A 12,984-nucleotide genomic window follows, 5' to 3' on the forward strand; every position below is an offset into this window, starting at 1 on the left:
GGGGTCAACAGGCGATAGTCGATGGACCAACCGAAAATAGCCGAATCCATCAGCTCTCGTGAAAATGGTTGTAGACCAGCTTCGCCACCTGCTCGGATATGCCGTCGACCTTGACCAAATCCTCGATCGCGGCGCGGCTGACCGCCTTGGCGGTGCCGAAATGCATGAGCAGCGCGCGCTTGCGGCCCGGGCCGATGCCGCTGATCTCGTCGAGCGGGCTCTTGACCATCTCCTTCTTGCGGCGGGCGCGGTGCGAGCCGATGGCGAAGCGGTGGACCTCGTCGCGCAGCCGCTGGACGAAATAGAGCACCGGGTCGCGCACGGGGAGCGAGAACGGTGGCTTTCCCCTCACGAAGAAGCGTTCGCGGCCGGCGTCACGGTCCTGGCCCTTGGCGATGCCGATGGCCTGGACACGATCCTCGATGCCGAGATCGGCGAGGATCTTGCGCACCGCCGTCATCTGGCCCTGGCCGCCGTCGATGAGGATGACGTCTGGCCAGGCCGGGAAGCCGCCTGCATCCTCGATATCGTCGCCCTGTTCGGCCAGGGTGTCGTCCGCCGCCTGTTCGCTCTGCGGCACATCGCCATGTTCCTTCAGCAGCCGGGAAAAACGCCGCTCCATGACCTCGCGCATCATGCCGAAATCGTCTCCCGGCGTGATCTCGGTCGAGCGGATGTTGAATTTCCGGTACTGGTTCTTCACGAAGCCTTCCGGCCCGGCGACAACCATGGCGCCGACGGCGTTGGTGCCCATGATGTGGGAGTTGTCGTAGACCTCGATGCGCACCGGCGGTTTTTTCAGGCCGAAAGTCTCGGCGAAGCCGGTGAGCAGCCGCCCTTGCGTCGAGGTCTCGGCCAGCCGGCGGCCGAGCGCCTCGCGGGCATTCTGCAGCGCGTTGTCGGTCAGGTCTTTCTTCTCGCCGCGCTGCGGCACCAAGATGGCCACCTTGCGGCCCGCGCGGGTGGAGAGCGCCTCGGCCAGCAATTCCTGGTCCTCGACGCCACGCGACAACAGGATGGTGCGCGGCGTCGGCTTGTCGTCATAGAATTGCGCCAGGAATGAGCCCAGCACTTCGGCCGCGTCCAGCGCCGGATCGGCCTTGGGGAAATAGGCGCGGTTGCCCCAGTTCTGGCCGGTGCGGAAGAAGAACACCTGGATGCAGACCTGGCCGCCTTCCTGGTGGATGGCAAAGACATCGGCCTCGTCGACCGTCTGCGGGTTGATACCCTGATGGCTCTGCACATGCGACAGCGCCGCCAGCCGGTCGCGATAGATGGCGGCGCGCTCGAAGTCGAGGTTTTCCGCGGCCTGCTGCATGGCGGCGGAGATATCGGTCTTCACCTTCTGGCTACGGCCGGACAAGAAGTCCTTCGCCTCGGCGACCAGCTTGGCATAGTCACTATGCGAGATTTCGCCGGTGCACGGGCCGGCGCAGCGCTTAATCTGGAACAGCAGGCACGGTCGCGTGCGGTTCTCGTAAAAGGAGTTGGTGCAGCTCCTGAGCAGGAAAGCGCGCTGCAGCGAATTGATGGTGCGGCCGACGGCGCCGGCCGAGGCGAATGGGCCGAAATAGTCGCCCTTGCGCGAGCGCGCGCCGCGATGCTTGTAGATGCCGGGCGAGACATGATCGCCGGTCAACAGGATGTAGGGGAACGACTTGTCGTCCCGCATCAGCACGTTGAATCGCGGCCGCAAGCGCTTGATAAGATTGGCTTCCAGCAGCAGCGCTTCGATCTCGGTGCGGGTGACGACGAACTCCATCGTCGACGTCTCGCGCACCATGCGGCCGATGCGGCTGGTGTGGAAGCGGCCTTGCGCGTAATTGGTCACCCGCTTCTTCAGGCTGCGCGCCTTGCCGACATAGAGGACGTCGCCTGCGGTATTCATCATGCGGTAGACGCCGGGCGCGTTGGGCAGCCGTTTGACCAGGGTCTGGATGACTTCGGCGCCGACCATGCCGTCGGCATCGCCGGCATGCGGCGTCCAATCGATGGCCGTGAAGGCGACGTCAGGGCCGCCGGAACCGGGCGCTGACGGATCGACGATCTCCTCCGCCGCCTCGTCCTCGAGGTCGACATCGGGGGGCAGATCGTCGGCGGCGCCGCCTCGTTTGTGTTTCTGGTCCATGGGACTCATTCGATAATGCCTGTCACATCCGGCGTCTGCCATGCAAGGTGCTGGCCGCCGTCGAGCGCGATCATCTGGCCGGTGACCGAGCGCGCGCCCCAGAGATAGCGGATGGTGGCGCCGAATTCAGGCAATTCCGGGCCGCGCTTCAGGATCAAGCCGTCGACCTGCGCGGCAAAATCGCTGTCTTCCTGGCGCGCGCTCTTCAGCGTCGGGCCGGGGCCGATGGCGTTGACGCGAATGCGGGGTGCCAGCGCCTGCGCCATCATCTGCGTCTGCGTCCACAATGTCGATTTCGACAGCGCATAGGAGAAATAGCGTGGCGTCGGGCGCCAGACGCGCTGGTCGATCATATTGACGATCAGCCCTTCCTGGCCTTCCGGCAGCGCGCGGGCGAATTCTTGCGCCAAAAGTGCCGGCGCCTTCACATGGACGGCGAAGTGACGGTCCCAGGCAATCCAGTCGACGTCCTGAACCGTGTCGTCCACGAACAGCGAGGCATTGTTGACCAGCAGTGTAACAGGCCCGAGCGCGGCTGCGGCGCGGCCGATCAGGTCGCCGACCGCGGCCATGTCGGTCAGGTCGGCGGCGACCACAGCGGCGCGACCATCCTGGCCAAAATGGCCGCCGTTGATCCGCGCAGCCAACGCTTCCGCCTCGGCCCGCGAGCGGTTGCAATGGATGGCGACAGCAAAACCGTTCGCGGCCAGATCCTCGACGATCGCCTTGCCGATCCGCTTGCCCCCGCCCGTCACCAGCGCCGTTCCAGCGGCCTTGCTCATCCTGTCAATCCTCAATGGGCTTCGATTTCAGCCAGTCGGCGAAATATGGCCGGCCAAGCGTTAAATGCCGTTCGGACCTTGGGCAGCATTGTGGCAAAGCGGCCGGATCGGTCTTTCGACTGTGGCCGGGACTCGGCCGTCAGACCGCAATATAGGGCTCCGGACCCCTTGCTCCAAGCGGTGTTCAGCGCGGCACGGCAAAGCCTCCTGACACTATCTGTTGCGCAGATACAACGTCAAAATTCAGCCTCATTCGTGCCCGGTAATGACCCAAGTTCAGGTTCGCTTCAGCCGCATTTCGACACGACATTCGGAACCGTTGAGCGCCAGACCCGTTTATCCCCCCGGCGGGTTGAGGGCGCTTGTGAAAAGCAAGCCTGTGCCTGTGGCTTAAGGAGTAAAGAACAATGCAAGCCAATCTTAAATTTGCGCGACCGCTGGCGGTGGCGTTTGGGCTCTTCGCCCTCGGCGGAACCGCCTATGCTGCTGACGTCATCTCGGAAGAGCCGCCGGCACCCGCCCCGATCGCCGAACTTCCGGTCGCTTCCTGGGCCGGTCCCTATGCCGGTGTGAGCGTCGGCTACGGCTTCAGCGGTCACGCCGACGCCGAGGATATCGGCACTGACGTCGACACCGATGGATTCGTCGGCGGCGTCTTCGGCGGCTACCAGTGGCAGCAGGAGAACTTCGTGTACGGTGCTGAAGCCGATATCGGCTATAGCGGCATCGAGGGCGACGATGGTGGCGTCGAGGCCAAGGGCGGCTTCGAAGGCTCGCTGCGCGCCCGCCTCGGCTACGCCGTCACCCCGGAAATCCTGCTCTACGGCACCGCCGGTGGCGCGCTCAAGAACCAGGAGATCGAAGCCGCTGGTTCCAGCGACGAAAACACCATGCTGGGCTGGACGGCCGGCGTCGGTACCGACATCAAGATCACCGACAATGTGTTCGGCCGTGTCGAGTATCGCTACACCGACTTCGGCGACAAGGACTTCGACGGTATCGGCAAGGTCAAGTCGAGCGACAACCGCGTCACCTTCGGCGTCGGTATGAAGTTCTAAATTCGTCCAAGCCACGACACGAAAAAGCCGGGCCTCGTGCCCGGCTTTTTTTGATCTTTTCTCTGGCTGGGTGCCAACCAGCTCACGCCGGGACGCAGGGTTTCAGCTCCGGAAACTTCTCGTCGAAGCGCGCTGCCCAGCGGACCAGCCGGCTGCGGCCCTTTTCCCATTTTCCGGCAAAGCGCAGCGAGAGATAGCCAAGGCAGGCGCGCAGCGCCAGTTGGCCGGCGGTGATCTTCTTCGGCAGCTTTGGCGGATTGGCGTTGAGCAGATCGAGCGCGTTGGTTATCTTCGCCCACTGGCGGTCGAGCCAAGGCTGATAGACCATGTCTTCGGGGCGCGTGCGCCGCTCATAGACCATCGACAGCGCGCAGTCGCAGATGCCGTCGGCCAGTGCCTCCAGCACTTCTGCCTCAAGGCGCCTGTCGGGATTGCGCGGGAACAGCGCGTTCTTCGACATGCGGTTGAGATGCTGGGTAATGGCGCGGCTGTCGTGGACCGAGCGGCCGTCGTCGAGCACCAGCACCGGGATCTTGCCGAGCGGATTGGTGTCGATCAGCTCGGCTGGCTTGTCTTCGGTTTTTATCGGCACGAGATCGACGGCGATGCCGGCATAAAGCGCGGCCATGCGCACCTTGGAACTGTAAGGGGACGTGGAGGCGTAGAACAGTCTGGGCATGATCGGGTTCCTGGTTGCCGAGTACAGAGCGCGTGGACGCGCAAAGAATGCTGTAGCACTTAGAATTTGCGCATGATCCATTTCCGCGACACTGTTGGCCGGGCATGCCGGCATGACCAACAGCCCACAGGCGGAAAAACCGGGCGCCACGGCAGACGACCGTTCCTCTGCGATCTTGAGGCAATGAGCGGTACGGCAGTTGCAGCCCAAGAGAATCTGAACAGGTCAGACAGACCCGAACCTAGCCACCGGTCTTGCACCGAGAATTCCTCTGCGGGCACAGAGAAATGCCCCACCGGACTTCGCCGTGCGGCGAAGTCCTGGGAGCTGCGAAAAGCTGTCTTCCCTCCGCCTCTATTCTTGCCCGAGCACTGACCCTGCGAGCGAGGCGCCTGTCCGGCACCCGCCCTTAACTGTCTTCTCCGCGAGCGAAGAAACGCGATTACTTCTTGGCCTTCGCCTTCGCGGGCGCTGCCTTCGCCTTCGGCTTGGCCGCCGGCGCTGCTTTCTTCACCGCTACCGAAGACTTCGCTGCAGCCGCTTTCTTTGCCGGCGCAGCCTTCTTGGCCGGTGCAGCCTTCTTTATCGGCGCAGTCTTGGCAGGTGCTGCTTTCTTCGTTGCCGGCTTCGCCGCGGCTTTCGCGGCCGGCTTCTTGGCCGGCGCTGCTTTGGCCTTGGCTGGTGCTGCTTTCTTCACTGCCGGTTTTGCCGCGGCTTTCGCGGCCGGCTTCTTGGCCGGCGCTGCTTTTGCCTTGGCCGCGGCGGCCTTCGGCTTGGCAGCAGGTGCTGCTTTCTTCACAGCGGCCGCGGCCTTTGCCGCCACTGCTTTTACTGGTGCTTTCTTTGCCGGTGCCTTCTTTGCCGGTGACTTGGATGCCGGCGCTTTGGATGACTGTTTAGCCATATCATGCCCCTTAGTTGTGCCGACGGCCGTTAATGACCCGGCGCGTAATGCATATCTGACTCGCGCTTGTCTAGCCAGCGAAGCATTAGCATGATTTTTTCAGTTTAAGTTTTGGTTACAGGCGACACACGCTCGTGCTGATTTCGCAAAATGCCGTTGCTGCTCTTCGATCTTTGCCGACGGTTTGCTACAGACATTGTGCGCGCTTTGCCGGACCAATCTTGCTACGAAGCGCTGAAGGTTAGCAAGCGTTTTGCTCGTTGATCATCGACCGGCAACACCATGATGCGGCTGCTTCAACGATCTCATCGTCTTGTCAACCGGACGATCTACACAAGCTGCAAAAGCAGGACGCGGCCCCGCTCTGCGCCAGGACCTTGCCTGCGTTCGAGAGGGGCAATTTTTTGCTAAGGTTGACAGATTACTCTATTCAGCAGAGTATTCTGCAGTATGCGGGAGAAGCGCATGTCATTCGCGCAAGATCGAGCGGCGCTGTCCCAGATCAGTGAGACTGAACGCCGGACACCACAGCAGGCCCGATGATGGCTGCCGACGAAATCATCCACCAGAGCGTGCGGCTCAGGATCATGGCCACGCTGAATTCTCTGGAAAGGCGCAATGCGCTGGAATTCGCCCGATTGAAGGCCATCGTCAATGCGACCGACGGCAATCTCGGCGCGCATATCGATACGCTTGCCAAGGCGGGATATGTCGATGTCGAAAAGCTGTTTGTCGGACGCCGGCCGCAAACGCGGGTCAAGGCGACGTCAATCGGACGGCGCGCCTTTCGCGGTCACGCCGCCTTCCTTCGCGCCATCCTCGATGAGGCGGAGCAGCCAGGTAAACGCGTTCAGCGCAGGACGCGGCAGCGGCCGTTGTAGACCATCCAGCGGTCGAAGCCCGAGACGCAGAATTCGACATTGTCGCCGATCGAGGCAAAGCCCTGCCCTTCCTCGATCAGATACCAGATGGTACGGGCGTGGCCGTCGGACAGGCTGACGGTGGCGCCGCAATAGCGGCGGCCGATCGGCCAGGTTTCGTTGGCCGGCAGATAGCGGTGCTGGTGGATGCGCTGGAAATCTGTGATCTCGACATCGGGCAGATTCGGCACGTGGTGCACCTGGTAGGAGAAGCGGCTGGTGATCTTGTTCAGCACCCAAGCCTCACCGCAAACGCCGCTGTCTTCGTCGACGTAGACGGCAAGGTCGGCCGCCTTTGCTGCCTGGGTGACAGCCAGGGACGTGCCGAGCGGCGTGCAAAGTGCGATCAGTGCGGCAAGGGCGGATTGGGCGAAGCGAGTCATGGCAGCCTCTTATGGTCGATTGCGCGCACTGTGCGGATTCGCTTGCGCGCGGTCAAGCGGTTGTAGAGACAATGGTTTCCTAGTTCGAAATCGCCTTCAGCCAGGACAGGCGCGCGAATACCTCTGCCGCCCTACGCCGCCAGCCATTCCAGCGTCCAGTGCGCCGGTTTTTCAACGACAAGCAATGTGTGCAAGGCCGGCAGCAGCGTGCGCAGCTCGCCCTCCAGCGTGAACGGCGGGTTGACCACCACCATGCCGCCGCCGTCGAGGCTGGGCTCGGCCGATGGCGGCCTGATCTCGAAGCCGATATCGAGCAGCTTCGGGACGCCTGACTGCACCAGCGCCTTCCGGAAGGCGGCGACCGCCTTGCGGTCCTTGACCGGATACCACAAAGCATAGATGCCGCCGGGCCAGCGCTTATGGGCTTTCCGCAGCCCGTCGACGAGGCGATCGAACTCGCCCTCCTCCTCGAACGGCGGATCGACGAGTACGAGGCCGCGCTTTTCCTTCGGCGGCAGATGCGCGCCGAGCGCCAACCAACCGTCGAGCTCGATCACCCGGGTCTGGAAATCGCCTTGGAATAGCGCCCTCAGTTTCGCGGCATCCTGGCGATGCAATTCGATCGCCGACAGCCGGTCCTGCTTGCGCATGAGATGACGCGCGATCAGCGGCGAGCCGGGATATTGTTTCACGCCGCCTTCGGGATTGAGCGAACGGACAGCTTCCAGATAAGGTGCCAGTAGTGCTGCCGCAGGGGCGCCGATCTCGGCGCCGACCAGCCGGCCGATGCCGCCTTGCCATTCGCCGGTCTTTTGCGCTTCAGTCGACGCCAGGTCGTAGCGGCCGATGCCGGCATGGGTGTCGATGACGCGAAACGCCTTGTCCTTCTGTTTCAAATATTCGACGAGCCGGCTCAGCACGACATGCTTGACGACATCGGCGAAGTTTCCGGCGTGATAGGCGTGGCGGTAATTCACGAGCTAACTCGAGCCCCTGCCCCAGCGCGGCGGTGGCGGCTGCGAATTCGGATTTTGCGGTCGCCGCCCGCCGAAACGCAACGCCAGCAGCAGCCCGATCAGGCCGGCCGCCATCAGCGAGAAGCCGACCGGCCGCGCCCGGCGGTCGATCTCGCCGACACCGGAGCGCAGCACGAGATCCACCGCCCGCATCTCAATGCCTTCGGCGTCGCCGGGGCCGACGGTGAAGATGTAGGGGCCAGGGCTGACCATCGGGATCAGTCCTGCCTCGTCGCGAAAGATCTTGTCCGGCAGTTGCGGGCTGACCTGGCGCGGATTTTCCGAATGGGTGAACTGCAGTGTCGAGGCGAGCACCGTCCTGCCACCGGTGGCGGCGGTCAGCGTCAATACGGTGCGCTGTTGCGATACGACGATGCGTTCGGTCCTGGCGGTAAGATCGACCAGCACCCGCACCGGCGCGTCGCGGCCGGACAGCGGCACCGTCACCGGCCTGAACCGGCCCTGTTCGTAGACCCGCCAGGTGCCGATCTCATGGCCGGAGAAATTGGTCATCGCCCAGGGATAGACGACGCCGATGCCGGTGCCGGCGAGCAGGATCAGAAGAAACAGAAAGCGCATGCGCTCGACTACCTAGCCCTGTTGTTGTTTGACCATGATCTCGTCCGAAAACCGGTTCCCACTTTTTGCTTCGCTGACCTTCGGTTCGGGATCATGATCTAGCGCCGCCGCGGGCGCGTTCCATCTCGTCCCAGGAGCCATGTCGACGCCGAGATCGAATGTCGTATCGAATTCGGCGGTGCCAAGATAGGACAATAGCATCGGACCCAAAGGTGGGAACCGGTTTTGGGAAAATTCGAATGATCGGAACGGCCGAAAGGGGGGATCAGCCCTTCCCCTTCTGGAGGATCGATTCCGATGCGCGCTTTCCAGTCTCATCGAACAGATGCAAATGTTGCGGCGGGAATGCCACCGTCACCGTCGGACCGGCCGTGAGCGCGGCCCGGTCGAGCGTGAAGACGTTGAATGGCAGGCCATGCAGGCCGAGATGCAGGATGATGCCGAAGCCGGTCGGCTCGATCAGGTCGACCGTCGCCCTCAGGCTGCCCTCCGAGGCCGGCGATATCTCGACATGCTCCGGCCGGATGCCGAGCGTTACCGCCGCGCCTTCCTCGAGTTGATAGGCTGACGAAAGCGCAATCAGCGTTCCGTCAGGCAATCGTGCGCCGGCCGTGCCTGCGCCGACCTCGTAGCGTGCCGACAGAAAATTCATGGCCGGCGATCCGATGAAGCCGGCGACGAACAGGTTGGCGGGGCGATCGTAAAGCTCCAGCGGGCTGCCGACCTGCTGCACCACGCCCTCATGCATGGCGACGATCCGGTCGGCCAAGGTCATCGCCTCGATCTGGTCGTGGGTGACATAGATCGAGGTCGCGCCGAGATCGCGGTGCAGCTTCTTGATCTCTGCCCGCATCTGCTCGCGCAAGCGCGCGTCGAGATTGGACAGCGGCTCGTCGAACAGGAATGCCTTGGGCTGTCGCACGATCGCGCGGCCCATCGCCACGCGCTGGCGCTGACCGCCCGACAGTGCCTTCGGCCGCCGCGCAAGCAGCGGCTGCAGCTCAAGCTTCCTGGCCGCATTGCTGACAGCGGCCGTGATCTTCTCGCGGGCGGCCTTACGGATCCGCAGGCCATAGCTCATGTTCTCGGCGACATTCATGTGCGGGTAGAGCGCGTAGGATTGGAACACCATGGCGATGTCGCGGTCCTTGGGCGCCCGCTCATTGACGCGCATGCCGTCGATCCGGATCTCGCCTTCGGTCACCTCCTCGAGCCCGGCGATCATGCGCAGCAGCGTGCTCTTGCCGCAGCCCGACGGCCCCACCAGCACCACGAACTCGCCGTTCTTTATCGACAAGTCGACGCCGTGCAGCACGGAGACGATGCCGAAATTCTTGCGGACGTTGCGGATGTCGATCGATGCCATGAAACCTCACTCAGCCCTTGACCGCGCCGGCCGTCAGGCCCTGGACCAGATAGCGCTGGATGAACAGGAAGAAGAGGCAGGCCGGGATCAGCGCCAGTACGCCGGCCGCCATCATCTGCCCGAAATCGACCGAAAATTTCGACACGAAGGTGAGCAGACCGACCGGAAACGTTGCGGCGCTGTTGCCCGAAATCAGCATCAGCGCGAACAGCAGCTCGCTCCATGCGGCGGTGAATACAAAGCCCAGCGTCGCGGCGATGCCGGGCAGCGTCAGCGGCAGGATGATCTGGCGAAACGCCATGAACTGCGTGGCGCCATCGATCTTGGCCGCCTCCTCCAGTTCCTTGGGAATGCCGTCGAAGAACGACTGCATCAGGAACGTCGCGAAGGGGATGTTGAAGGCGGTGTAGACGACCACCAGCCCGGTCAGGCTGTTGGTCAGCCCGAGCGGCGAGAGCATCTTGAAGATCGGCGCGACCAGCATCACCAATGGAAACATCTGGGTGAGCAGCATCAGCGCGACCAGCCAGTATTTGCCGCGGAAGGTGAAACGCGACAACGCATAGCCGGAGAGGGACGCGAGCAGCGTCACGATCACGGCCGTTGCGCCGGCAACGATCATGCTGTTCCTGAAGAAGACCGGGAATGCGCTGTGGGCGAGCACGAAACGGAAATGTTCAAAGCTCATCCGCGACGGCCACATCCGCACGCCCTCCGAATAGAGCAGGTCGTTCGGCGTCACCGATACTTTCAACAGCCAGAACAGCGGGAACAGCGCAAAGACCACGTAGCAGAGGATCGCAAGGCGGTGCAGCGCGGTGCCGAAGGTCGAATACCTGTTCATCTGGTCATCCCCCGACCCATCACGACCGATCCATCAGGACTTGCCGCAGCATGACGATCAGCATCGAATAGGCGAGCAGCAGGACGAGCAGCACCAGCGCGATGGCCGAGGCGTAGCCGAAATCAAGGGCTCTGAAGGCCTGCGTGAAGATGTAGCTCGCGACGATCTGCGTGCGGTCGGCCGGCCCGCCGCTGGTCATGACGATGATCAGGTCGGCGAAGTTCGAGATCCAGACAGTGCGCAACAGCACGGTGATCGCAATGGTCGGCGCCAGGAATGGCAACGTGATCGACGTGAACCGCCTGATCGCGCCGGCGCCGTCGATCGCCGCCGCCTCGTAGAGGTCGCGTGGGATAGCCTGAAGCGCGGCCAGCAGCGTGATGGCGAAGAAGGGAATGCCCCACCAGACGTTGGCGATGATCGGTCCCCACATGGCGAGCTGCGGATTGGAAAGGATGTTGGCCGGCTCGCTCATCAGGCCGAGCGCATGAAGCCAATGCGGCAGCGGTCCGATGACGGGATTGAACAGCCACGCCCAATTGAGCCCGGTGAGGAAGGTCGGCACCGCCCAGGGCAGGAACACCAGCGCCTGCGCTATGGCGCGGCCGGCAAACGGCCGGTCGAGCAACAGCGCCAGGACCAGGCCGAATACGAACTGCAGGAAGACGGACGCGCCGGTCCACCACAGCGTGTTGCGCAGCGCCCGATAAAAATTATCGTCGTCATAAAGGGTTCGAAAATGATCGAGCCCGACATACCCGCCAGAGAAGGGATTAAGCAAGTGCACGTCACGGAAGGCGTAGGACAGGCCTAGCACCAGCGGCGCCAGCATGATGGTGACGATCAGAATCAGCGCCGGGGCGGTGTAAAGATATGGCTCGGCGTGGCGCGTGATCCGGTCGACCAGCGACCGGCGGCGCGATTCCGGGAACCCGGCGGTGGCGTCAAAAACCATCAGCTAACGCTTTCGTTCCAATTGGACATCCTTCCAATCGACCATGGACGAGGCCTATCGGAGCCACCCGGCGATGGGCGGCTCCGATGCTCTAGGTCCGCCGTTTATTTCTTGGCCAGGTACTTCTGCTGCGCCTTGGTCAGATAGTCGGCCCACTGGTTGGCCATTTCCTCGGGCGTGATGTCGCCGAGCAATGCCTGTTGACTGGTCTTGATGACCATCGAGTCCTTGAAGAAGGCGAACTCCTCGAGATAGGTCGGCATGACCGTCGGCACCGCATCCTTGTCCTCGAGTTCGGCGAACCAGCCCTTGAACTGCTCGCTTGCGTAGAAGGGATCCGTTTCGGCCGACTTGTGGACCGGCAGCGCACCGGTGCGCTTGTTCCACTCGACATTGCCCTCGGGCCCTTCAAGCGTTTCGATCAGCTTCCAGGAGAGGTCCTTGTTCTGGCTTGCCGCCATCATCGACCAACCGGCATAGCCGATGGTCGGGAACGTCTTGCCGGACGGCCCCTTCGGCATGGTCGTGACGCCGTAGTCTTCCGGCTTCATCCGCTCGGCGATTGCGATCAGCGCGTCTGGATCCTGATCAAGCATTGCGCAGGTGCCGGTGTAGAATCCGGCGACGATTTCGTTAAAACCCCAGTTGACGCTGTCCTTCGGTGCCAATCCCTTCTTGTACAGGTCGACGACCCAGGTCAGTCCCTTGACCCAGCCTTCGCTGTTCATCGTCGAGGTGCCGTCTTCATTGAAGAACTTGTTGGACCCGGCCATGGTTGCGCCGAACATGATCCAGCCGTTGAGGCCGCCCGGCCCGCCGCGCAGGCAGTAGCCATATTTGCCTGGAAGCTTGGATACTTTTTCCGATGCCGCCACGAACTCGTCCATCGTCTTGGGCGGCTCGGTGACACCAGCCTCCTGGAACAGCTGCTTGTTGTAGAACATCGCCCGGAGATAGAAGCCGTAGGGCAGCATGTAGGCGGTGTTGTTCACGTCGCGGCCGAGTTCGAGCGCGCGATCGGTGAGGCCCGAGGTGTGCTCCCATTTGGCAAGATAGGGTTCGAGGCTCTCGAGAAGACCGTTGTTGGCATAGAGCGACAGCCAGGTGTCCGGCATCTCCATGACGTCGGGGATTTCGCCGGCGGACACCATGGTCGCGAATTTCTGGAACGCCTCGCCCCAGGGCAGCGAGATGACCTCGACCTTCGTGCCCGGGTTGGCAGCCTCGAATTTGGAGACGATCGATTTCAGGGTTTCGGTGCGTTCGGGGCTGGTGATCACCTCCACGAGCTTCAGCGTCGTGTCGGCGAGTGCAGCACCCGACATCAGTACGGTGGCGAATGCGGCGATAAGAAGCTTCTTCATTTTCCG

General features: G+C 62.7%; 13 protein-coding genes. 3 read left to right on the plus strand and 10 right to left on the minus strand.

The window, feature by feature from the left end; translation table 11 throughout:
• Positions 1 to 49: 49 nt before the first annotated feature.
• Positions 50 to 2,137, minus strand: coding sequence for an excinuclease ABC subunit UvrC (uvrC, locus tag AC0NIE_RS25920; RefSeq protein ID WP_473486721.1), 2,088 nt, complete (start codon positions 2,135 to 2,137; stop codon positions 50 to 52).
• The gene (locus AC0NIE_RS25925; RefSeq protein ID WP_473486720.1) at positions 2,134 to 2,910 is read right to left on the minus strand and encodes an SDR family oxidoreductase; all 777 of its coding nucleotides are present in this window, start codon (positions 2,908 to 2,910) and stop codon (positions 2,134 to 2,136) included. The genes uvrC and AC0NIE_RS25925 overlap by 4 nt, the downstream gene beginning before the upstream one ends.
• 407 nt (positions 2,911 to 3,317) lie before the next feature.
• Here AC0NIE_RS25925 and AC0NIE_RS25930 point away from each other — a divergent pair, with 407 nt between their 5' ends.
• Positions 3,318 to 3,968 (plus strand): outer membrane protein, encoded by a 651-nt coding sequence (locus AC0NIE_RS25930; RefSeq protein ID WP_473486719.1) that lies wholly within the window; start codon positions 3,318 to 3,320, stop codon positions 3,966 to 3,968.
• Positions 3,969 to 4,050: 82 nt separating this feature from the next.
• Here the strand turns inward: AC0NIE_RS25930 and AC0NIE_RS25935 are convergent, their stop codons facing one another.
• Positions 4,051 to 4,647, minus strand: coding sequence for a glutathione S-transferase family protein (locus AC0NIE_RS25935; protein ID WP_473486718.1), 597 nt, complete (start codon positions 4,645 to 4,647; stop codon positions 4,051 to 4,053).
• Positions 4,648 to 5,096: 449 nt separating this feature from the next.
• Between AC0NIE_RS25935 and AC0NIE_RS25940 the strand changes: the two genes are divergently transcribed.
• Positions 5,097 to 5,645, plus strand: a complete 549-nt coding sequence (locus AC0NIE_RS25940) for a hypothetical protein (RefSeq protein WP_473486717.1) — start codon at positions 5,097 to 5,099, stop codon at positions 5,643 to 5,645.
• Positions 5,646 to 6,093: 448 nt separating this feature from the next.
• Positions 6,094 to 6,432: a transcriptional regulator gene (locus AC0NIE_RS25945; protein WP_473486773.1), complete on the plus strand. Its 339-nt coding sequence runs from the start codon at positions 6,094 to 6,096 to the stop codon at positions 6,430 to 6,432.
• Here AC0NIE_RS25945 and AC0NIE_RS25950 read toward each other — a convergent pair.
• The 7 genes from AC0NIE_RS25950 to AC0NIE_RS25980 all read right to left on the minus strand — a co-directional run bounded on the left by AC0NIE_RS25950 (position 6,402) and on the right by AC0NIE_RS25980 (position 12,978).
• Positions 6,402 to 6,854, minus strand: coding sequence for a hypothetical protein (locus tag AC0NIE_RS25950; protein ID WP_095496612.1), 453 nt, complete (start codon positions 6,852 to 6,854; stop codon positions 6,402 to 6,404). The two genes, AC0NIE_RS25945 and AC0NIE_RS25950, sit on opposite strands and share 31 nt — an antisense overlap.
• Positions 6,855 to 6,985: 131 nt before the next feature.
• Positions 6,986 to 7,831: a 23S rRNA (adenine(2030)-N(6))-methyltransferase RlmJ gene (locus AC0NIE_RS25955; protein WP_473486716.1), complete on the minus strand. Its 846-nt coding sequence runs from the start codon at positions 7,829 to 7,831 to the stop codon at positions 6,986 to 6,988.
• A 3-nt stretch (positions 7,832 to 7,834) separates the two neighbouring features.
• On the minus strand, positions 7,835 to 8,449 hold the full coding sequence (locus AC0NIE_RS25960; protein WP_473486715.1) for a hypothetical protein: 615 nt from the start codon (positions 8,447 to 8,449) through the stop codon (positions 7,835 to 7,837).
• A 265-nt stretch (positions 8,450 to 8,714) separates the two neighbouring features.
• Complete coding sequence (locus AC0NIE_RS25965) at positions 8,715 to 9,815, minus strand: ABC transporter ATP-binding protein (RefSeq protein WP_473486714.1); 1,101 nt, start codon at positions 9,813 to 9,815, stop codon at positions 8,715 to 8,717.
• Between the two features lie 10 nt (positions 9,816 to 9,825).
• Positions 9,826 to 10,659, minus strand: a complete 834-nt coding sequence (locus tag AC0NIE_RS25970; protein ID WP_473486713.1) for a carbohydrate ABC transporter permease — start codon at positions 10,657 to 10,659, stop codon at positions 9,826 to 9,828.
• Positions 10,660 to 10,678: 19 nt separating this feature from the next.
• A complete protein-coding gene (locus AC0NIE_RS25975) occupies positions 10,679 to 11,614 on the minus strand; it encodes a carbohydrate ABC transporter permease (RefSeq protein WP_473486712.1) in 936 nt (311 codons plus the stop codon).
• Between the two features lie 104 nt (positions 11,615 to 11,718).
• Positions 11,719 to 12,978, minus strand: a complete 1,260-nt coding sequence (locus tag AC0NIE_RS25980) for an ABC transporter substrate-binding protein (RefSeq protein WP_473486711.1) — start codon at positions 12,976 to 12,978, stop codon at positions 11,719 to 11,721.
• Between the last annotated feature and the right edge of the window lie 6 nt (positions 12,979 to 12,984).

This window comes from Mesorhizobium sp. WSM4842, from assembly GCF_055901575.1.

Bases quoted from the DNA above. Each gene is read 5' to 3' on its own strand.
- AC0NIE_RS25930 (WP_473486719.1), top strand. From the start codon at position 3,318: ATGCAAGCCAATCTTAAATTTGCGCGACCGCTGGCGGTGGCGTTTGGG.
- AC0NIE_RS25950 (WP_095496612.1), bottom strand. From the start codon at position 6,854: ATGACTCGCTTCGCCCAATCCGCCCTTGCCGCACTGATCGCACTTTGC.
- AC0NIE_RS25935 (WP_473486718.1), bottom strand. From the start codon at position 4,647: ATGCCCAGACTGTTCTACGCCTCCACGTCCCCTTACAGTTCCAAGGTG.
- AC0NIE_RS25925 (WP_473486720.1), bottom strand. From the start codon at position 2,910: ATGAGCAAGGCCGCTGGAACGGCGCTGGTGACGGGCGGGGGCAAGCGG.
- uvrC (WP_473486721.1), bottom strand. From the start codon at position 2,137: ATGAGTCCCATGGACCAGAAACACAAACGAGGCGGCGCCGCCGACGAT.
- AC0NIE_RS25945 (WP_473486773.1), top strand. From the start codon at position 6,094: ATGGCTGCCGACGAAATCATCCACCAGAGCGTGCGGCTCAGGATCATG.
- AC0NIE_RS25970 (WP_473486713.1), bottom strand. From the start codon at position 10,659: ATGAACAGGTATTCGACCTTCGGCACCGCGCTGCACCGCCTTGCGATC.
- AC0NIE_RS25980 (WP_473486711.1), bottom strand. From the start codon at position 12,978: ATGAAGAAGCTTCTTATCGCCGCATTCGCCACCGTACTGATGTCGGGT.
- AC0NIE_RS25960 (WP_473486715.1), bottom strand. From the start codon at position 8,449: ATGCGCTTTCTGTTTCTTCTGATCCTGCTCGCCGGCACCGGCATCGGC.
- AC0NIE_RS25965 (WP_473486714.1), bottom strand. From the start codon at position 9,815: ATGGCATCGATCGACATCCGCAACGTCCGCAAGAATTTCGGCATCGTC.
- AC0NIE_RS25975 (WP_473486712.1), bottom strand. From the start codon at position 11,614: ATGGTTTTTGACGCCACCGCCGGGTTCCCGGAATCGCGCCGCCGGTCG.